At 25.9% G+C, this 21,692-nt stretch carries 22 protein-coding genes; 18 read left to right on the forward strand and 4 right to left on the reverse strand.

Annotated features, from left to right (window positions below):
• Positions 1–126 precede the first annotated feature (126 nt).
• The 4 genes from UUR8_RS01340 to UUR8_RS01355 are packed head-to-tail and all read left to right on the forward strand — an operon-like array spanning position 127 to position 3,418.
• Entirely contained in the window at positions 127–798 is a 672-nt protein-coding gene (locus UUR8_RS01340; RefSeq protein WP_004025990.1) for a hypothetical protein, read from the forward strand.
• A 46-nt stretch (positions 799–844) separates the two neighbouring features.
• On the forward strand, positions 845–2,194 hold the full coding sequence (locus tag UUR8_RS01345) for a hypothetical protein (protein ID WP_004026032.1): 1,350 nt from the start codon (positions 845–847) through the stop codon (positions 2,192–2,194).
• Positions 2,194–2,652 (forward strand): HIT family protein, encoded by a 459-nt coding sequence (locus UUR8_RS01350; protein ID WP_004025939.1) that lies wholly within the window; start codon positions 2,194–2,196, stop codon positions 2,650–2,652. The genes UUR8_RS01345 and UUR8_RS01350 overlap by 1 nt, the downstream gene beginning before the upstream one ends.
• A gap of 13 nt (positions 2,653–2,665) precedes the next feature.
• Complete coding sequence (locus tag UUR8_RS01355) at positions 2,666–3,418, forward strand: hypothetical protein (RefSeq protein ID WP_004025672.1); 753 nt, start codon at positions 2,666–2,668, stop codon at positions 3,416–3,418.
• Here UUR8_RS01355 and UUR8_RS01360 read toward each other — a convergent pair.
• Together UUR8_RS01360 and UUR8_RS01365 are read right to left on the reverse strand one after the other, a co-directional pair.
• The gene (locus tag UUR8_RS01360) at positions 3,415–4,479 is read right to left on the reverse strand and encodes a coproporphyrinogen III oxidase family protein (protein ID WP_004025864.1); all 1,065 of its coding nucleotides are present in this window, start codon (positions 4,477–4,479) and stop codon (positions 3,415–3,417) included. The two genes, UUR8_RS01355 and UUR8_RS01360, sit on opposite strands and share 4 nt — an antisense overlap.
• Before the next feature lie 12 nt (positions 4,480–4,491).
• Positions 4,492–4,701, reverse strand: coding sequence for a hypothetical protein (locus UUR8_RS01365; RefSeq protein ID WP_004025583.1), 210 nt, complete (start codon positions 4,699–4,701; stop codon positions 4,492–4,494).
• Between the two features lie 176 nt (positions 4,702–4,877).
• Between UUR8_RS01365 and UUR8_RS01370 the strand changes: the two genes are divergently transcribed.
• The 14 genes from UUR8_RS01370 to msrA all read left to right on the forward strand — a co-directional run bounded on the left by UUR8_RS01370 (position 4,878) and on the right by msrA (position 20,490).
• Positions 4,878–5,423 (forward strand): hypothetical protein, encoded by a 546-nt coding sequence (locus tag UUR8_RS01370; protein ID WP_004025623.1) that lies wholly within the window; start codon positions 4,878–4,880, stop codon positions 5,421–5,423.
• Positions 5,424–5,426: 3 nt separating this feature from the next.
• Positions 5,427–6,518 carry a nicotinate phosphoribosyltransferase gene (locus tag UUR8_RS01375; protein WP_004025729.1) on the forward strand — a complete coding sequence of 364 codons (1,092 nt, stop codon included), beginning with the start codon at positions 5,427–5,429 and terminating at the stop codon, positions 6,516–6,518.
• Between the two features lie 75 nt (positions 6,519–6,593).
• The gene (gene rpsU / locus UUR8_RS01380; protein ID WP_004025786.1) at positions 6,594–6,761 is read left to right on the forward strand and encodes a 30S ribosomal protein S21; all 168 of its coding nucleotides are present in this window, start codon (positions 6,594–6,596) and stop codon (positions 6,759–6,761) included.
• A gap of 122 nt (positions 6,762–6,883) precedes the next feature.
• The gene (gene argS, locus UUR8_RS01385) at positions 6,884–8,527 is read left to right on the forward strand and encodes an arginine--tRNA ligase (protein ID WP_004026827.1); all 1,644 of its coding nucleotides are present in this window, start codon (positions 6,884–6,886) and stop codon (positions 8,525–8,527) included.
• Between the two features lie 2 nt (positions 8,528–8,529).
• Positions 8,530–9,798 carry a phosphoglycerate kinase gene (locus UUR8_RS01390; RefSeq protein ID WP_004025993.1) on the forward strand — a complete coding sequence of 423 codons (1,269 nt, stop codon included), beginning with the start codon at positions 8,530–8,532 and terminating at the stop codon, positions 9,796–9,798.
• A gap of 3 nt (positions 9,799–9,801) precedes the next feature.
• Positions 9,802–10,893: a M42 family metallopeptidase gene (locus UUR8_RS01395; protein WP_004026122.1), complete on the forward strand. Its 1,092-nt coding sequence runs from the start codon at positions 9,802–9,804 to the stop codon at positions 10,891–10,893.
• Positions 10,894–10,967: 74 nt separating this feature from the next.
• Entirely contained in the window at positions 10,968–11,687 is a 720-nt protein-coding gene (deoD, locus tag UUR8_RS01400; protein ID WP_004026174.1) for a purine-nucleoside phosphorylase, read from the forward strand.
• Between the two features lie 110 nt (positions 11,688–11,797).
• A complete protein-coding gene (locus tag UUR8_RS01405) occupies positions 11,798–12,193 on the forward strand; it encodes an HU family DNA-binding protein (protein WP_004026158.1) in 396 nt (131 codons plus the stop codon).
• Between the two features lie 139 nt (positions 12,194–12,332).
• Entirely contained in the window at positions 12,333–14,489 is a 2,157-nt protein-coding gene (locus UUR8_RS01410) for a RelA/SpoT family protein (protein ID WP_004026144.1), read from the forward strand.
• A complete protein-coding gene (locus UUR8_RS01415) occupies positions 14,489–16,102 on the forward strand; it encodes a CTP synthase (protein WP_004025711.1) in 1,614 nt (537 codons plus the stop codon). Before UUR8_RS01410 ends, UUR8_RS01415 begins: the two co-directional genes overlap by 1 nt.
• A gap of 3 nt (positions 16,103–16,105) precedes the next feature.
• Positions 16,106–17,371, forward strand: coding sequence for a histidine--tRNA ligase (gene hisS, locus UUR8_RS01420; protein ID WP_004025545.1), 1,266 nt, complete (start codon positions 16,106–16,108; stop codon positions 17,369–17,371).
• Between the two features lie 3 nt (positions 17,372–17,374).
• Positions 17,375–19,111 (forward strand): aspartate--tRNA ligase, encoded by a 1,737-nt coding sequence (aspS, locus tag UUR8_RS01425; protein ID WP_004025780.1) that lies wholly within the window; start codon positions 17,375–17,377, stop codon positions 19,109–19,111.
• Complete coding sequence (locus UUR8_RS01430; RefSeq protein ID WP_004026125.1) at positions 19,104–19,940, forward strand: DUF1266 domain-containing protein; 837 nt, start codon at positions 19,104–19,106, stop codon at positions 19,938–19,940. The genes aspS and UUR8_RS01430 overlap by 8 nt, the downstream gene beginning before the upstream one ends.
• A 52-nt stretch (positions 19,941–19,992) precedes the next feature.
• Positions 19,993–20,490: a peptide-methionine (S)-S-oxide reductase MsrA gene (gene msrA / locus UUR8_RS01435; protein ID WP_004025686.1), complete on the forward strand. Its 498-nt coding sequence runs from the start codon at positions 19,993–19,995 to the stop codon at positions 20,488–20,490.
• A 27-nt stretch (positions 20,491–20,517) separates the two neighbouring features.
• Here the strand turns inward: msrA and UUR8_RS01440 are convergent, their stop codons facing one another.
• Positions 20,518–21,117: a TetR/AcrR family transcriptional regulator gene (locus tag UUR8_RS01440; RefSeq protein WP_004025820.1), complete on the reverse strand. Its 600-nt coding sequence runs from the start codon at positions 21,115–21,117 to the stop codon at positions 20,518–20,520.
• A 7-nt stretch (positions 21,118–21,124) separates the two neighbouring features.
• Positions 21,125–21,598: a glutathione peroxidase gene (locus tag UUR8_RS01445; RefSeq protein ID WP_004025630.1), complete on the reverse strand. Its 474-nt coding sequence runs from the start codon at positions 21,596–21,598 to the stop codon at positions 21,125–21,127.
• Positions 21,599–21,692 lie beyond the last annotated feature (94 nt).

The raw sequence follows: 21,692 nt of genomic DNA on the forward strand, positions 1-21,692 counted from the left end.
GACATTAAGCTTTTTTTATTAAAAATTATATTTTTAATATTTATTTGAATAAATAATGATAATTTCAAAATATAAGATAATCTAGTAAAATTTTAAATATGTTTTATTATTTTTTAGTTTATTATTATGATCAATCAAAATAAAAGATTTTGTTTTCAATATTTTAAAAAACAAAGCAATCAACCAATTTCTATTAAAGAATCATTAAAAAAATATTTTGATTTTAAAAATCAAAGTGTAAAGTCAATTATTTATAATTTAGTTTTAGCTGCTTTTTTTCTTGCCTTATTTTTAATAGGGCGATTCTTAACTAAAAATTTAGATTTCTTAAATGGTTTTAGTTGACAATTACAAATGGGAATTTTTGTTTTAGCAATTGTTTGCATTCCTAATTTTTATTATAAATTAATGTATTATATTATTGCTCCACTGGTTATGCTTGCGATTGGTTTTAGTGCTGAGCCCTTTTTTGGATATTTAATGCCACATTATGGATTTGGTTTGATCTTATTTATAGATGTAATTTTAATTATTACTAAAAAATGAAATCAAACAATTAAAAAACAAATATTTTGAACTTATTTATTAGTTTTTAGTTTTTCAATTATTGGATATTTTATTGTTTGGATGGGTTATAGTATTCAAGGAACACTTTTCTATAATACGCCTTTTGCTCCTTCAATGATTTATAATTCTTTAGTAACTTTTGGCTCAATGGCAATTAATTTTGGACTATATATAATTGCTATTCCAGTGATTGCTGCTTTAAAAAATAAGTATTCTACAAAATTAATTTAAAATTATAAAATATCTTAATATTTTTATATAAAATCAGGAGTTGTTCATGTTTAATCAAATTTTAAAAAGAAGAAAACGACATTTAAATTTTGAAATTTTTATTTTCTTCTTTATTTTATTTCTAATTGCTTTTTTAGCTTTATGAATTATTTCTGGAAATATTCAAACAATTACTGATTTTATTAAAACAAAAATTTATGATGCTAGTCCACAACTAAAATATTTAACAAGTGTAAAAATTGAACCTTTTAACAATTTAGAAGAAGTCTTGGATTTTATTATTAAAAATAAAACTTTAATTAAAGAATTACAAAACCAACCAGAAATTTTAGATGCTATTAAAAACAATCCCCAAATTTTAAAAACAATTAGTGATAATCAAGAAATCTTAAAACAAATTAGTGAGTATAAGGCATTTATTGAAGTAGCTGGTAAACAACCTGAGATTTTAAAATTTGCCCAAAATAATAAAGAATTAATCAAACAAATTCAAGCCAAACCAGAATTATTAGATTTAATTAAAAACCATTCAAATTTAATTGATCATTTAAAAGCTAATGAAAAATATATGGATATTATCAAACAAAATCCACAAATGCTAAAAGATCTTTATCATATTGATGATTATTTATTTAACATCATTAAAACTAGTTTAGAAAATGAAAAAGAAAATAATATTTTAGCGTTAGCTGTTAAAAATGTAACATTAATTAATAGTTTTACTAAAAACTTAAATTTACAAGAAATAAAACATGCGATCGAGTTTTATAAAACAGTTGATTTAAACAAACTTCAAGTAGATGATAAATTAATTGATATTATTAAAAATAATTATGAAATATTTGAAGTTTTTTTAAAAAATCCAGATTATATAAAAAATCTTAACGATAACCAAAATATTATTAACACTATTCAACAAAATCCTGATTTAATTGATAATTTTAAGAACTTTGACTTTGATGTTTTGGTACAAAAAAAGGATTTAGTTCGTGCACTAATTAAAATAATTGAATACAAACCACACCCTCAAATTCAAAAGTTTAATGAAAAAGTTTTTTTAAAGTTTTTTAAAGATAATCGAGAACTTGCTAATATTTTAAACATTGTGTCATTAATTGGTTCAGCATTATTTATAATCCTTTATATGATTTTTATGTTTGCATCTTTTATTGCCCATGTTTCAATGTTAAAACAAATCAAGAATTTCAATAAAATTTTTAAAGAAGCGAAACTAAAAAAAGCATATCTTGTATTTTCATTATTATTGCAATTCTTTTTCTTTGTAGTTTTATTTGTAATCAATTTTATCGTATTAATTATTCTAGTTGTGGATTATAATAAATTAAAAGCTATAGTTCAAGATAATGATGATGGCGAAAGAGAAGAGGCATATTAATGCAAGATTGTATTTTTTGTAAAATTTTAAAAGGTGAAATTATTTCAAAAATTATTGATGAAAATGAATTTGCAATAGCAATTTTAGATATTCAACCAGCAAGCGATGGACATATTTTAATTATTCCTAAAAAACATTATCGTAATTTCTCATTAACTGATCCAATTTACTTAGATGGAATGATGCGTTTAGCAAAAAACATGACTTTTGTTTTAGAAGAAGTTTTCCCAAATGTTTTAGGTTTTAATTATTTAATGAATTCAAATTCTGGTGCTGGTCAAGTAGTAATGCACACCCACATGCATATTATTCCAAAACAAAACAATGATCGTGGCTTTGTTTTTAAAGCAATAAAAGAAGAAGGCGACATTAGCGATATTGATGAAATTTATAAAAAAATTGCTACTAAAACACAAAAATTAAAAAAGTCACGTTTAAGTAAACATTATATGGTGTAATTGATTTAAAGATATGGAACAAATTAAAAATTTAATTAATTTACAAATTAAACTAAAACCAATTCAAAAAACGTTTTATGATATATGATCAAAAACGTTTATTAATGGAATTGATAATAATGGTGAAATCCACCAACAAAATAAACAAATTATTTTAGAAATTTATACAACTCTAAAAACTTTTTTAAACCAAAACCAAAATGTTATATCTAAACTTCCATTAAATGAAGTAAAAAAAATCGCTAATGATATTTTAAAAAAAGAAATTAACTTAGAACAACCCTTAGTTGATTATTATTATCAAAGCTCATCTTATTTTATTTTAATACCTTATTTAATTCAAATTCTTTATCAATCTTATGATGCTAATAAACCAGCTTATAAAGCAATGGCAAAATTTATTATTAAAAATAATTTAGGATTATTTAAAGAATGAGATTTAATTGAACGTCAAACGCTTGAGATTGTCAAATTAAAAACAAATTTAATTGAAGATCAAAAAAAAGTGATTAATTTATTTAGTTGTGAGCAACGTGAAGCACAACATAATCGTTTTGTTAAATTATTTAATAATTTTATTTTAGTATATTGAACTAAAGAAGAAGTTAAATACATTGAAATGATTCGTTTTTTAATGTATTTTGCTTGAATCCCAATCATTTTCATTATATTATTAGTTTTAATATTAGGTTTATATTTTGGCTTAACTAATTCTTCATCATCAAGCACAACACAATTATTATTAAATCTAATTAATTTATATTAAAAAATGTCTAAAATACTTGAATTTAATAAATTTAAATCATCAACAACTAGATGATTTTTTTTATTGATGCTAATATATTTAAGCTTATCTTTAAAATATAGATAAGCATCATTATTAATTTTTTCATTAAGATTTAAACCTTCTTTTAATCTTAAACCCATCATTAAAATTTGTTGATAAATATCATACTTTGTCAACATTTTTTTAATTAATACAGGCTTTTGGACTGGAGCATCAAAGAAATATTCAATGTTATTTTCAAAACCATGAGCGCCTCATCCTATTGCAGCTCAATCTTTGGTTTGCCAATAAGCTAAATTATGTTTTGCAACATATTTTAAATCACTTACTCAATTAGATACTTCATAATGTTTAAAATTTAAGGATGCAAATTTATTATTTACATAACTCATTTGTTCAGCATCTTGATCTTCATTAATACTAATGTTAAGTTTTTTTAAAATTGATTCATCTTTAATTTCTAAACCATAAAAAGAAACATGATTAATTTTATTCTGAACAATAAAATCAAAAATATCATCTAAATCCTTTAATGTTAACATTGTTAAACAATATAAGAAATCGCATGAAATATTGAATATTTTGTTTTTATAGAATAAATCAATCGCATTTTTAATATCTTGATTAGTATGAATATAATTCATTTTCTTTAAGATATTATTGTTTAATGATTGTGCGTTAAGACTAATACGATTGATTTTATATTTTTTAAAAAGATTAATTTGAGTTTGGTTTATGAGTTCAGGATTACATTCAATAGTATATTCACAATTATTACTTACATAAGGAAAAATGGTTTGCAATAATTGTTTGAGTTCACAATTACTCAAACAATTAGGTACACCACCACCTAAATAAATTGTTTCAAATTGCTTTGTTTTAAAATTTTTAATTCGCATTTGCACATCTTTTAAAAAATCTTTAAAAATATCTTTTGATTGTACAGTTTTTAAAATTCGCTTAAAATCAGAATATGTGCAAATATGGTTGCAAAATGGAATGTGAATATATAAATGTTTAGTATTTTGACTAAAAATCATAAGATTAATTTTTTATGCACTTAATCTAAATAATTCAGTGATCACAAAAACTAATAAAATAATGGCACCACAAGTCAATAAAATTAAAAAAATTGATAAAACAACACGTTTTTTAAAATCCATTTTTTTATGTTTTTTTGAATAATTTTGATGCTGATCAAGATCACTTAGAACAACGGTTTTAGTAACACGTTCTTTTGGGTTAAATGCTTTTGTGCTCATTTTGTTAAATCCTTTTTAATTATTGTATTATATAAAAAAAGTGATTAAACATTAAAAGTTATTTAGTCAATATAATTTAAAACGTGAAACTTGTTATAATTAAATGATTATATTATTTACGATAAATAAGTTTACTTATAATGAACATTTAAGGAGATTATTAAAGAATTAAGATTATGGGATCAAACAAAACAAAAAAAAATCGTTCAACTATTCAATTCTTATTTGGCACAATTAAAAAACGTAAAATTGCCAACTATTTAATTATTGCTTTTGCTTTTTTAACTTTTGCTTTAGCTATTATCGGTAGTTTTGACGCTATTGCATCAAAATATGCCATTGGTATTGGTTCTGGACTTTCATTATTTATTACCATCGGTTTTAGCATTTGAAGAGTTTTAATGATTCATTTAGGAAAAGAATGAAATAAAAGCGAAATCATTTGGCAGTCAGTTATGGGCGCTATATTAGTGTTATCAATTATTTTTTGAATATGAGCAACAGCAACAACTAGTGTGCAATATTCAGCATTAAAAGAATACTTTCAATTATTAAAACAAAAAGACCAACGTGCTAGTTTTATTGTTTTAACACAAGCAACAACTGATCAATTTGGCACTGCTTTAAAAGGCGGTCTTTGAGCTTGAGTTGTTACAAGTTGCGTTTATATTTTTACTAATACTTTCCATAATATGTTTATGAAAGAAAAAAGTCCAAAATAATCTATGGGACCAGTTATTCCAAATACACGTTTAATTGATTTTAAATTTGATCGTGACTTGTTAAACAAAGCCTATACTTCTCACTATTTTATTAAAACATGTAAAATAATTGAATTACACGCTCCAAGCCATTCAGTAATTATGCAATTTACTCATTTTAGCAAAACACCTATTATGGTGTGTGGAACAAGCGAAGTTTTAGCATTATTAGAATTTTGTTTATCTAGAAAAGAATTAAAACAATTAAAAATTTATTATGTTCCAGATGGTCATGTTATTAAACCCAAAGAAGCGTTATTTGCAATTGAGGGACCATATGAGATTTTTGGTTGATTAGAAAACATTATTGATTCAATTCTTGCTCGTCGTAGTTCTGTAGCGACAAATTGTTATAACGTTTTAAATGTTATTAATGATGAACAAAAAGTTATCTATATGTCAGATCGTTCTGATGATTATAGTTTACAACCATATGATGGGTATGCAGCAGCTGTTGGGGGAATGCAATATTTTGTAACCCAAAAACAAGTTGAATTTTTAAAAGATATTAATTATGAATGTAAAGTAATGGGATCAATGCCACATGCGTTAATTCAACAAAATAATGGGCGAGTTGATTTAGCTTGCGAAATGTTTGCTCAAACTTTTCCCAATGATCCACTAATAGCTGTTATTGACTATAACAACAATGTTTTAAATGATCTTGAACAACTAAGATATATGTTTGATCGTTTATATGCTGTTCGTATTGATACTGCTAAAGATTTAATTGACAACAGTTTACTATCAACTTTTGATAATGTTCGTAACCATGATTTACATGGGTGTAATCCTTATCTTATTGATTTAGTACGTGAGTATTTAGATAACAATGGTGGTGAACATATTAAAATAATTGCTTCAAGTGCAATTGATTTAAATAGCATCAAAAATTTTAATAAACATAATTCTGCAATTGATTTTTATGGTATAGGAACATATTTAACACATTTATCAATTCATATTACTGCAGATTTAGTTTGTTTAGATAATGTTTATGGTGCTAAAGTTGGACGTAAAATTGCTAAGAATTTTGCTGAAATGACTTTATATTAAAGTTTTTAAAATTTCATGCCTTAAAAGGATTATAATTTTAAGTAATCTATTTTTAACAGAAATGTGGGTGAATTTATGTCAAGAGGTGTAAACGTTGAAGGCGATTTAGAAAAAGCTCTTAAGAAATTTAAACGTATTTCTAATGAAACAAAAAAAGATTCTAAACGTCACGAATATTACTTAAGTCCAAGAATTCGTCGTAAAGAAAAAATTAAAGAGGCTAATAAATACCGTAGTTTTTAATTAAAACGTATATGAATCCAACCATTACTTAAATGTTTTGGTTGGTTTTTTCTTTAATATTAAGATTTTTTAGAAGTGATAAAATTTATAAGTAGTTTATATTTGAGGGATAACACTAGATGATGATTACGCAAAAAATAAGTGAGCAATTAAGTAAAGCTTTAGAAAAAATGGGCATTTTTGAGACTAAAGTTCTTGTTGATAAAACAAAAAACATTAAATTTGGGGATTTTTACACTAATGTTGCAATGACATTAAGTAAGCGCGTGAACCAAAGTCCATTAGTAGTTGCTAAAGAAATAATTAATAATTTAGATCAAGATTTATTTTTTAAAGTTAATTTACAACCTCCTGGGTTTTTAAACTTTACATTAAAAGCCAAGGATCATGAAGATTTATTAACGCAAATTTACGATCAAAAAGATTTGTTTGGTCAATTTGCTAAAAAAAATATTACTTATAATGTTGAATATGTTTCAGCTAACCCTACTGGTTATTTACATATTGCTCATGCAGCTAATGCTATTTATGGCGATATTTTAGCTAATTTATTAAAAATTTATGGTTATGATGTAAAAACTGAATATTGAATTAATGATGCTGGAAACCAAATTGATAAATTAGCAATGTCAGTATTAGTTCGTTATTTACAATTACAAAATATTAATATTGAATTACCAACTGATGCTTATCATGGTCAAGAAATTTACTTAGTAGCGCAAGCTTTATATGAAATTTATAAAGATCAATTCATTAATGTGCGTTTGAATGAAAAAGAAGAGATTGATGATGTCATCGTTAATGAACAAATTAAAAAATTTGCTGTTAGTTATTTATTAGATGAAATCAAAAAAGATCTAGCATCAATTAACACATATATTGACACATATACATCAGAAAATTGAATTCGAAGTTCAGGACGTATTTTAGAAGTTTTATCAAAAATAAAACAACACACTTACACTTTAGATGGCGCATTGTGATTAAGAACAACAGCATTTGGCGATGATAAAGATCGTGTTTTAATCAAATCTGATGGTTCATACACATACTTTACTCCAGATATTGCTTATCATGATTATAAATTTAGTAAAGATAATACGACTAAATTAATTGATGTATGAGGAACAGATCATTTAGGTTATATCGCTCGTTTAAAAGCAGCAATGAGCGCATTAGGATATGATCCTAATAATTTAGAAATTGTTTGTGCTCAAGTGATGAAATTAGTTAAAAATAATGAAGAATTTAAACTTTCAAAAAGAAGTGGTCAATCATTAACTATTAAAGATTTAGTTGAAATTATTGGTAAAGATGCCTTGCGTTGATTCTTAGGTTCTTCATCTATGAATTCACACGTTGTTATTGATGTTGATATTGCTTTATCAAAAAACAACAACAATCCCTTATACTATGTTCAGTACGCTCATGCTCGTGCTAACCAAGTATTAAATAAACAAGTTTATGAATTTGATTTTAAAACTGATTTATTAATTGAAACTCGTGAACGTGAATTATTAAATCAACTTCATTTTTATAAACAAACAATTGCTAATGCTGCAAATAATCGTGAACCACATCGAATTAGTAATTATTTATATGATTTAGCGCAAATTTTTCATAATTATTATGCGAATATTAAAATTAATGATGAAAACAATAAAGCTTTATCAGCACAACGTTATACATTAGTTTGATGTGTTAAACAAGTTTTAGCTAATGGTTTAGCAATTATGAAAATTACTCCATATGATCAGATGTATTAAAGATGAATAGTTTAAATAAAAAAAGTATAAAAGACCTTGATGTAAATGGCAAAACAGTTGTTTTACATTTAGATTTAAATGTAGTTTTAGATTATGAAAATAAACGAATCTTGAATGATCGTAAATTACGAGCATCACTTCCAACCATTAATTACTTAATTAATCACAATGCTAAAATTGTTATTTTAAGTCATTTAGGTCGTATTAAAACCTTAGCAGATAAACAAAGTGGTAAATATAGTTTAGAAATTATTGTTGATGAACTTCGAGAGCGTGTTTCTAAAAATGTTAATCGTGTTGTTTTTTCACCACTAAATTATGGAGAAACAGTTGTGCAAATGGTTAATGATCTTGAAGAACGTGACATTCTAATTTTAGAAAACACACGTTATTGCGATATTAGCGATGAAGGTGAATATGTTGGTTTAGAATGAGATGGTTCTGAAATTTTAGGCCAATTTTGAGGGATGTTAGGTGATATTTTTATTGATGATGCATATGGTGTTGCTCATCGTCAACTATCATCAAATTACCAAACCGCGAAATTTGCTAAAAAAAGTGCATTAGGATTTTTAATTGTTAATGAAGTTAATCATTTAGATATTGCTTTAGAAGTTCCTAAGCGTCCTTATTTAGCTTTAATAGGTGGGAACCATGTTGCTGATAAAATTGAAGCAATTGAAGTGTTGTGCGAGCGTGCTGATCAAGTTATTATTGGTGGTGGTTTAGTTTATACATTCTTGTATGCTCAAGGCTATAATGTTGGTTTAAATTTAGTTGAACGCAATATGATTGATGATTGTAACAACATTTTAGAAAAATATGGTAAAAAAATTTTAATTTGTTTTGATTTTTTGTGTAATAATGATTTTAGTGATACAAGACCTATTTATCGTAAAATTGATGAAGGTCTTGAAGGACTATATGGCTTAGATATTGGTAAACGCAGTTTAAAATTTATTAAACATGAAATTTATCGTTCTAAAACCATTTTATTAAATGGTCCGTTTGGTGTTATTGAAAATATTAAGTATTATGCTCAAGGTACAACTGAAATATGTAAATCAATGGCAAAACAAACAACACGTGGCGCTTATACAATTATATGTGATATTGACACTTCAAGTCATGCTGAATACCTAGGATTGGATAAGTATATGAATTTTATATCCACTGGAGGGGGTGCTAGCTTATCATATATTGAAGAAGGAGTTCTTGATGGCCTTGAAACCATTGATAATGTTCCTTTAAATGTTTTAAAGAAGGAGTAATTTATGAGTAAATTTAGTGAAAAAGAAATTAGACAAAAAGCAATTGAATATATGGAAATATACGGTATGTCACGTCATGAAGAACGTGTTGCTACAAAACTAAAAACATCATTAAAAGATGTTGGTGTTAGTTATGAACGTGATAATCTAGGATCAATTATCTTTAAAAAAACAAATTCAAACAAAGGTCCTAAAATCTTAATTGCTACACATATGGATGAAGTAGGTTTTGTTGTTCAACAAATTCTTGATAATGGTCAATTATTATTATCAATGGTTGGTGGTGTATGACCAAATATTGTTATTGGATCAGTGGCTAAAGTTTATGTTGATGAACAACGTCAATATACAGGTGTATTTGGCCATACTTCAATTCACATTTTAGAACCAGAAGCACGTAGTAAAGCTGTACCAGTTAAAGAATTGTTTGTTGATTGTGGTTTTAGTTCAAAACAACAAGCGCTTGATTTAGGAGTTGAAATCGGAACAGAAGTTTACATGGAAGGTCCATCTTTAAATTTCCATGACGAAAACTATATTGTTGGTAAAGCTGTTGATAATCGTGTTAGCGTTGCTGTTTTAGATTTATTAGTACATAGCTTAAAAGATAAAGTTATTCCTAACCAAACTTATTTTGCTGCTACAGTACAAGAAGAAGTTGGTTTGCGTGGTGCAAAAACAGTTGTTTCAAAAGTTAAACCAGATATTGGTATTGTTATTGATACAACAACATCACATGATACATACAAATGCCCAGAAGGTGATACAAAACTAAATGATGGTGTATGTATCAGAATGAAAGATGGTGGAACATTAGTTAATCCAGCATTAGTAAAATATTTTGAAGCATTAGCAAAAAAACATAATATTCCATTATACAAATACGTTGCAAGAGGTGGCGGAACTGATGCTGAAGAATTACAATATGGACCAGATGGTGGTGTATTAACAATTGGATTATCAATTCCACAACGTTATTTACATGCTCCAATTGGTGTAGCAACAGTTAAAGATATGAAAGCAGCCTTTGATTTAGTGCGTGAATTCTTAGAAGTATTTGATGAAAATGAATTTGAAAAAGTTAAATTTAAATAATTTTTTATTCCAAATAAAAACCTTTTAATATAAAATTAAATATCATAACAAATTTATTTTTAGGAGAATAAAATATGACTGCACATAATCAAGCTAAATTAGGCGAAATTGCAAAAGTAGTGTTAATGCCAGGGGATCCAATGCGTGCTAAATGGATTGCTGAAACATTTTTAGAAAACGCAATTTTAGTTAATGAAGTTCGTGGTATGTTATGTTATACAGGAACATACAAAGGTAAAAAAATCTCAATCATGGGACATGGTATGGGAATTCCATCAATTGGAATTTACTCTTATGAACTATATAAATTCTACGAAGTTCAAACTATTATTCGAATTGGTTCAACTGGATCTTATAAAAAAGAATTAAATGTTAACGATGTTGTTCTAGTTCAAAAATCTTATAGTGATTCAACATTTGCATCATTAATAGGTGCTAAAGTTTGTGATGATAAAGTTTTATTACCAACAAAAGAAGTTAATGAATTAATTGAACAAACTGCAAAAGACTTAAATTTAAAATTATCATTAGCAACATGTCATGCTTCTGATGTATTCTACAATAATGATTTTGAAAGCTTAGATGAAATTATTGATCGAACAAAATCTGATTGTGTAGATATGGAATCATTTGGATTATTCGCAAATGCACAAATTTTAAATAAGAATGCAGCAACTTTATTAACAGTTAGTGACTCACTAATTACAGGTGATGCTCTATCACCTACAGAACGTGCTAATACTTTTAAAAAAATGGTAACATTAGCTTTAGAAAGTGCAATAAAATTACTTTAATTTAAAAAAATCAAATAAAATAAATATTATTAACTTTGAATGATTTGCATTAGCTAAAATTAATTAAAACAATAATATTTATTACATTTTTAAAGAAAGATCAAAGATTTATGAGTGAAAAAATTAAAGCTAAAACTCGTGTGCAAATGATAGATGAGCTATCAAAGATGCTAAACATTGATAAAAAACAAACTAAAACATTTATGGACACTTACGAAGCTTTTTTAATTCTTGAATTATCACGAGCTAAAGAAGTTCGTTTTGGTAACATTGGTAAATTTAAAGTTACTGTACGTGCAGAACGTAAGGGAATTAATCCTAAAACAGGCGAAACTGTAATTATTCCTGAAAAAACAATCCCTAAATTTACTTTTACTAAAGGAATCAAAGAAATCATTAATGCTGGAATTTCAGTTGAAGATGAAACAGTGTTCCTTGATGATAATGATTATGAAGATGATGGCGATGAATTTGTAGAGGAATACATCGCACCAGAGAGCAATTAATTAAATGATTGGAAACACGAGTTTTTAGGACTCGTGTTTTTTATTGATTACGTACTAAAAATGCACGAAAAGCATTTTTTAGTATTACAAATCAAATATAATTAAATGATTATAGTTTACTTACAATAATGGAGTAATCATGAGTGAATTAGTTAAACAAAAATTAGATGATTTATACGATTTTCTTAGACAAAAAAAATATTCGACTCAAACCATAGAATTAGTGCAAAAATCATTTGATTTTGCTAATTATTACCATGGAGATCAAACAAGAAAATCGGGAGAACCATATATTATTCATCCAATCGCTACTGTGCGAATTTTAGCTTCATGAGATATGGATGAAAGCACATTAGTAGCTGGGATGTTACACGATGTTTTAGAAGATACAAATTGTCCAGAAGAAGTTATGGAAAAAACTTTTGGTAAAGAAGTAACACAACTTGTTTGTTTTGTAACAAAAGTGTCACTTTATTCAAAAAATCGTCGTAATAAGGTTTCACATACAAACCTTGAAGAAAAATACTCAATTCAAGTATTTATGTCAATGACACAAGATATTCGTGCCATGATTATTAAAATTGCTGATCGTTATCACAATATGCAAACGATTCAATATTTACGTTTAGAAAAAGCAAAACGTATTGCGACAGAAACATTAGAAATTTATGCTAATATTTCTGGTCGTTTAGGAATGTATCGTGTTAAGACAGAATTATTAGACATGTCTTTTAAAATTTTAGATCCTCAAAACTATCAATTAGTAAATGATTCAATTAATAAATTAGTTGAAAGCAATCAAAAAAAATGAAATGAAATTCTAGCTCGTTTAAAAAACATTTTATTAGCAAATAATATTAAAGCCGAATTTGAATGACGCCTTAAAGGAATTTATTCAACATATAAAAAGATGACTAGTGGATATGAAGTTAAAGATATTCATGATATTTATGCTATTCGAGTCATTTTAGATGATGTGTATTTATGTTATCAAACATTAGGGTTAGTACATATGAACTACACATATATTATTAATACCTTTAAAGACTATATTTCTACCCCAAAATGGAATTTATACCAATCTATTCATACAACAATTTCATATGAAGGAACTTTAGTAGAAATTCAAATTAGAACTACAAAAATGAATTTATTTGCTAATAATGGTTTAGCAGCGCATTGAAAATATAAAGAACAAAAAGATAATAAGACTGAAATTTTATTAACAGTTAATAATGTTTTATTACGTGATTTTTTATCAAGCACAGAAAAGGGTATTAAAACAATTAAAGATGTTACAACAGGAACAATTTTTGATGTATTAATTCTTAATTCAAACAAATGAATTACTGTTTCTAATGGTTCAACGTTATTAGATGTTGCTTATAAATATGACATTAATAACTTTTTTAATATTTTAGCCATTTATCGAAATGGAGAACGTTCACATTTTGACACACATGTTGAAACTGGCGACACAATTAAAATTAGTTATTCTAATGGAATTGAAACAATTCGTCCTAATTGAATTACATTAGCAAATAATGATGTTGTTAAATTACATATTAGCAACCATTTAAAAAAATATGAATTAAATAAGCAAATTACAAAAGAACAATTCTTGGCAAATGCTGAATTCTTTTTAGAAGGTAAAATTATGAGTGAAGAGCATGCTATTAAAAGATTAGAAAAAGAATTTCAAGTTAATAGTATCAACACTTTTTTAGATAACATTGCTAATACCGATATTGATTTACAAACAAAATACAAAGTTTTTTCAGAAAACAAACAAGTTTCACGTGAAGCAATTAATACAATTAAAAACCAAGCATGAAAATGATTAGCAGATTCATCTTATTTTAGTGGTTTAGAAAATTTATATTTCACTGATTTTGAAATTTCACCATGTTGTTCTAAAATCCCAGGAATTAATTGTGTTGCTAAAGTTGTTCGCAATAAAGTTGAAATTCATCGTAGCGATTGTCCTAAAGTTAAAAACTCACGTTCAAAAACTATTGTAATTGAATGATCAAAAGAAAAATTAGAAAATCGACCACGTTATTTTAAAGTTAATTTAATACTAAAAGGTAATTGAAGTGAATCTGTTGGAAATGTTTTATGCAATACATTAATTCGCATGAAAGCCAATATTTCTAAAGTTGATATTGCCAAAAATAAAGCTGCACGCACTCATGACACTTTTTTAAAAATTTATGTAAAAAATTTAGATCATTTACAAAAAATTATTTTAGAACTTCAAGCAAAAAATGTTATTAATGAATGGAGATTGATGTAATGAAACATAAGCAAAAAACCAAATTTATTTTTGTAACAGGTGGTGTTTATTCATCATTAGGTAAAGGAGTTAGTGCGAGTAGTATTGGACGGATCCTTGTTGAATTAGGATATAGTGTAGCAATGCAAAAACTTGATCCATACTTAAATATTGATCCAACTTATTTATCACCTTTACAACATGGCGAGGTCTTTGTTACAAAAGATGGTAAAGAAGCTGACTTGGATTTAGGAACTTATGAACGTTTTATTAATGCTGATTTAAATAAATATTCATCAGTAACTTCTGGAAAAATTTATTATGAAATCTTAACAAAAGAACGTGAAAATGGTTTTGGTGGAAAGACTGTTCAGACTATCCCTCACATTACATCAGCGGTTATTGATTATATTGAAAAAATTAAAGATAGTTTAAAAACAGATTTTGTTATTGTTGAAATTGGGGGAACAATTGGGGATATTGAATCTCTTCCTTTTATTGAAGCAATTAGCCAATTTAAAACAATTTATGGGGCAAATAATGTAATGTTTATTCATTGCTCGCCACTTATTTATATTGAAAAAGTTGGCGAATTAAAAACTAAACCAACACAACATAGCGTTAAAATATTACGTTCATTGGGAATTAGTTTAGATTTATTACTATTGCGAACTGATCAAAAATTAGATGAAGTTACTATTAAAAAATTAGCTTGATCTTGTGGCCTAGATGTTGATATGATTTTTGCTGCTTATGATGTTGAATCTGTTTATTTACTACCAAATATTTTATTTGAACAAGGGATTCATAAAGCAATCTTAGAATTTTTTGATTTACCTTTAAAAAATGACAATATTAATTCTTGAATAAGTTTTACTAATAAAATAATAATACCTAAAAAACATGAATTAATAATTGGTTTAGTTGGTAAATATGTAGAATTACCAGATGCTTATAAATCAGTATTAGCAAGCTTAGAATTAGCAGCTATTGAATTAAATATTGATTTAAAAATTAAATATATTCAACCAATCAATTTAAACGAAAACAATGTTGATGATGAATTAAAAACTTTAAATGGCATTGTTATTCCAAGTATTGCTGGTTCAATAAAAGGTTGACCAGGCGCTTTATTAGCTGCTACGTATGCACGAAAAAATAACATTCCATTTTTAGCTATAGGAACTGGTGTTAATATTGGTGTTGGTGAATTTGTTAAAAACCAATTACAACTTCCAATCGAATTTATTAATTTAGGAAATGGCGATTTTAGTTTTTTAAAATATGCTTTTATTAAAAATGAAATTGAAAATTATCGAATTGGAGAGTATTGTTCAAATATTCAAGTCAATACCATAACAAGTAAAATTTATTGCGAACAAAAACAATTAAATGAGCGCCATCGTCATCATTTTGAATTTAATAGTGAGTATATTAACGATCATTTTTTAAAACATGGTTGAAAAATTGGAGCAATTTCTACAAATAATGATTATATTGATGTTTTAGAATATACAAAAAATCATTTTTATGTTTTAACAATTTTTAATGCTGAATATACATCAAAACCATCAAAACCTAACCCTTATTTTATTAATTTATTAAAAACAAGTTTAAAAATAAAAGAAAGTTAAAATATGAGTAATTACACTAAACCACGTGGTACTGTAGATTTATATAACGAAGCAATGAATGAGTTTAAATCGCTTGAAAACTTTTTATTAACAACTACTAAAAAATATGGTTTTCAACAAATTAAGACTCCTATTTTTGAGTTTGCTGAACTTTTTATGAAATCAGCTGGTGAAAGTTCTGATTTAGTTTCAAAAGAAATGTATTTATTTAAAGATAAATCTGATCGTTGATTAGCGTTAAGACCAGAAGGAACTGCTGGTGTTATTCGTGCTGTTGTTGAAAATAAATTATTATTAAATAATCCATTGCCATTAAAATTAATGTATTTTGAACCTTGCTTTCGCTATGAGCGTCCTCAAGCTGGACGTCAACGTCAATTTCACCAATTTGGTGTTGAAGTTTTAGGAACAAAAAACATTTATTATGATTTTGAATTAATTGCTTTAGCTAATAATATTTTAAAAAAATTAGCTATATCTGATTATGTTTTAGAAATTAATTACATTTCAACAGCACACAATCGGTCATTGTGAGTTAAAAGTTTACAAGAATATTTTAACTTATATCGTGATGAACTAACGCCATTAAGCCAAGAACGGATTACAACAAATCCTTTACGAATTTTAGATGATAAATTAGAATCACAAAAATTAGTTGTTCAACAAGCTCCTAAAATTACTAATTTTTTATCAAATGAAGAAAAAGAAGAATTTGCTTTAATTAAAAAAATGCTTGATGAACATGATATTAAATATCGTGTTAATGAAGGATTAGTGAGAGGTTTAGATTATTATAGTGGATTGGTTTTTGAATTCATTTCAACTTCACCAAGATTATTAGGTCAGTCAACTATTATTGGTGGTGGACGATATGGCCAATTAATCAAACAAACTGGTGGCCCTGATTATGAAGGTATTGGCTTTGGAATTGGGATCGAACGTTTATTAATAGCTTTATTAGATAGTAATAAACAAATTTTAAATAATTTTGAAGATAAATATTTAATTGCATATTTTGATAAAGAATTAGAAAATGAAGCAATAAAACTAACTCAATCTTTACGCATTAATAATCAATTAAATGTTGATATCATATTAGATACAATTAAAGCAGATAAAATTTTTAGGTTAGCACAACGTTTAAATGCTAAAAAGCTTATAATATTAGCTAAAAAAGAATGATTAAATAAACAAGTAATTTTAAAAGATTTACTTAGTTTTGAACAAAAAACACTTAATTTAGATGAAATTAAAAAAATAAAGGAGTAAACAATGAGAGTCTATTGTGGTCGCATTGGAAAAGAACATTTAGAAAAAAATGTTATTCTAAATGGTTGAGTAAAAAAGGTTCGTAAAATGGGGAACTTGGTTTTTGTTGATTTGAAAGATCGATTTGGAATTGTGCAAATTTTTGCAACAAAACAAGATGAAGTTTTTGATGAATTAACGCAGCTTTCACGTGAAGATGTTATTAATGTTGAAGGCTTAGTTTTATTAAGAAAAAGTCCTAATCATGAGTTAAAAACTGGTGAATTTGAAGTTCATGCGCAAAAATTACTTATTTATTCAAAAGCAAAAACACCGCCTTTAATTATTGAAGATGAAACAGATGCAAACGAAGAAATTCGTTTTAAATATCGTTATTTAGATTTACGACGTGATGTTAATTTAAGAACTTTTGAATTACGAAGTAAAGTTTATCAAACTTTTAGAAACTATTTACATTCAGAAGAATTTATTGAAACAGAAACACCAATTTTAGCCAAGCCAACTCCGGAGGGAGCTCGAGATTTTTATGTACCAACAAGAACTAAAAAATTTTACGCTTTACCTCAGTCACCCCAAACTTTTAAACAATTATTAATGGTAGCTGGTTTTCAAAAATATTTCCAAATTGCAAAATGTTTTCGTGATGAAGACTTAAGAAGTGATCGTCAACCAGAATTTACTCAAGTTGATATAGAATTATCATTTGCAGATGAATTAGAAATTCAAACATTAATAGAAAATTTATTTAAACATGTTTTCAAACAAACTATTAATGTTGATTTAACTACTCCTTTTGTGCGTATGAGCTATGAGCAAGCAATAAATGATTATGGTAGTGATAAACCAGATTTACGTTTTGATTTAAAACTTAAAACATTAGATACATATTTTAAAACATCAAAATCGCAAATATTTCAAAAAGCTCTTTCAAACAACCAAAGCATTCGTGCAATTTTAGTACCTAATGTTAATTTAAATAAAAAGCAAATTCAAAGTCTTGAAAAATTTGCCAAAGATAAAGGTGCAAAAGGCTTAGCTTGAATAAGTATTGAAAATGAAAAAGTTATTGATGGATCATTATCATCAATAAAAGAAGATCATGTTATTTATCAAACAATTTTTAAAGATTATCATTTATCAACAGGTACAATTTTGTTAATTGCTGATGAATTTGATATTGCATCACAATCATTAGGTTTAGTTCGTGTTAATTTAGCTTCAATGCTTAATTTAAAAAAACCAAATGATTTTAAATTTGTTTGAATAATTGATTGACCATTGTATGAATATGATGATGAAAATCAACGATTTGTTGCTGCTCACCACCCATTTACAATGCCAACACTAGAAACGTTAGATACTTTTGATATTGATCAAAAAAATGCTAAAGGACGTAGTTATGATATTGTGCTAAATGGTTATGAAGTAGGTGGTGGATCAGTAAGAATTATTAATCAACAAATTCAACGACGTATGTTTAAATCAATCAACATGAGCGATGAGGAAGCTAATTTAAAATTTGGTTTTTTATTAAACGCTTTTGAATATGGTGTACCTCCTCATTGTGGTATTGCTTTGGGATTAGATCGTTTAATAATGATTTTAATAAATAGCGAATATATTCGTGATGTTGTTGCGTTCCCTAAAAATAATAATGGCGTTGATATGATGTTAGATGCCCCGGCTAGCATGAATGATGAAGATTTAAAAGAATTAGGTTTAATAATAAAAAATGATTAACAAGAAAAAAATAATTAATCCAAATATTGCATATTTTGAACAAAACATTCCTAATTATCAAGAACATTTAGTAGTTTGAAATGATTTATATGATAAATTAATTTTGTTAACCGATAAAATTATTGTTGATAAAAATAATAAAAGTATTTATCAACAAACTGATAAACAAACTTTAGATTTTAGTTTATGTTTATCTGGACTTTTATCTAAAACACTTGGTTTAAATCACAAATCATCTTCACTTTATTTAACAAGTGATGATGAATTAGCCCATCGTTTTAAAATCAAAGTTTTACACAATTATTTTAATTTATATAATATCGAAGAATTTTATGCGTTTATGGATAATCAAATTCGTTTAGAAAATGCTAAAAATATTGCACGCTTAAGTTTAATTTATGATTTAAAAAAACACGAAAATATTTTAAAAAATACAACAGATACTGATTTAGAAAATATTGATTTAGAATTTGCATTTATCAATTTTTTACGTGCCAAAATCTCAATTAATTTTGCTTATGCTTATGATATTTGCGAAACAATTTTATTATTACGAACAGGGCACGATTTACGTTTTTTAGAAAACGAACATTTTAGTAACCTTATTCCAGTTTTTGGCTTACAAGTAATTAAATATTTTAGTAATTGAAAAGAATTTTTAATTAATTATGTTATGGCTGTTGCATATCATAATTTAGATATTAACAATCCTCAAAACGTTTTTTTAGCAACCCAAAAATTTATTGATCATCTTGATGAATTAATTGTAGATTATGGTTTAAACAAACGTGATCAATGAATTAAAAAAATTATTCCTTATGAGGAGTAGTTATAGTAAAATAAAAGTTATAAAGTTAAACTGTTAATAGAAAGGTAAATTTATGGTTAAAAGTATTTGAGTTGCTGGTGGTTGTTTTTGAGGAATTCAAAAATACTTTGATAGTATTAAAGGTGTTAGACATACAATTGTAGGTTATAGTCAAGGTAATGTTATCAATCCAAGCTATGAACAAGTTTGCACTCAAACAACTAATCATACAGAAACTGTACAAGTTGATTATGATGATCGTTTTGTTAGTTTAACAAGTATTTTAGAACATCTTTATCAAATTATTGATCCTTTTAGTTTAAATAAACAAGGCGAAGATATTGGAAATCAATATCGTAGTGGTATCTATTATGTTGACCATGAAGATGCATTAATCATCAAAAATTTCTTGTTACAAAAACAAAATCAAACATCAAAAAAAATTATGATTGAAGTGCATAAACTACATAATTTCAATATTGCTGAAGAATATCATCAAAAATATTTAGATAAAAACCCTAATGGTTATTGCCATGTTAATTTATCATTAAGCAAAAAACGATTCAATTAAAAAACTAGATGGAAAGCATCTAGTTTTTTATCACTCTTCATCATCATTATCATGATGACAATTATATTTTTTTAATTTTTCAATAACATTATCTTTTAGAATGCTTACTAAAAACATTGCCATATCATGAACAGATTCTTTAGCACCATTTTTTAGTCATTGCATTCGAATATTACAAAAAAATCCTGTTAAATGATTAATTATATATTTATCAATCGAATTATTTGACATATTACCAATCGCATAAAAACCATTTTCAGTTGTTAAATCAACAATTAAACCACTAAAGTTGTTTTTATCTAAAATTAAAAAATAATCTTTGAATTCTAAACTAGTTTGTAATGAAGCTTCATAAAACTTAATAAAGCCATGTTCATCAAATTTTTTATTAACTTTAGCATTTATTAACTTATTTTTAACATTTCAATTATAAATGTTTTTAATAAAGTAAGTAATAATAGATATTTTGTTATCAAAATTACGATAGTATGATGGACGCGAGATATTTGCTACTTCAATAATTTCTGAAATTTTAATCTTATCAAAAGCATTAGTTTTTAGTAAATTAAACAAAGCATCAACAATTTTTAATTTAACTTTAGAAATTTTAAGCGTTCGTGTAGACATTAATTTTTTATAAGTTATTTTTGATGAATTCTTCTAAATCATTTGGTTCGCATTTTGATTCAAAACGACCAATAACCTCATCGTTTTTAACGAAAAATTTTTCAAAATTTCATTTCACTGCTTTTGCTTTTGGACTTCATGGATATTCAGTAATTAATTGTTTATACAAAGGAGAAATGTTTGAACCAATAACATTGGTTAAATACATTATTGGAAAACTTACATTATATTTTGTTGTACAAAATTCTTTTATTTTATTATTATCATCAAACTCTTGAAACATAAATTGACGACAAGGAAAAGCGATGATAACAAAACCTTTGTTTTTATATTTTTGGTATAAATACTCTAATTGTTCATATTGTTTAGCATACCCACATTTACTTGCTACGTTAACAATTAAGACTAGTTTGTTTTTAATTTTTGATCAATCAAATAGTTTTTTGTCGATATCTAATACTGGATAATCACTTAATTTCATATTCAACCTCTCTATGCTTTTTTAATGTTAAAGCATTAAAATTATACTCTAAATTATTAATTAGATTTTTAGATATTAAAACCAATAATATTAC

The organism is Ureaplasma urealyticum serovar 8 str. ATCC 27618 (assembly GCF_000169535.1).
Taxonomy (GTDB): Bacteria; Bacillota_I; Bacilli_A; order Mycoplasmatales; family Mycoplasmoidaceae; genus Ureaplasma; species Ureaplasma urealyticum.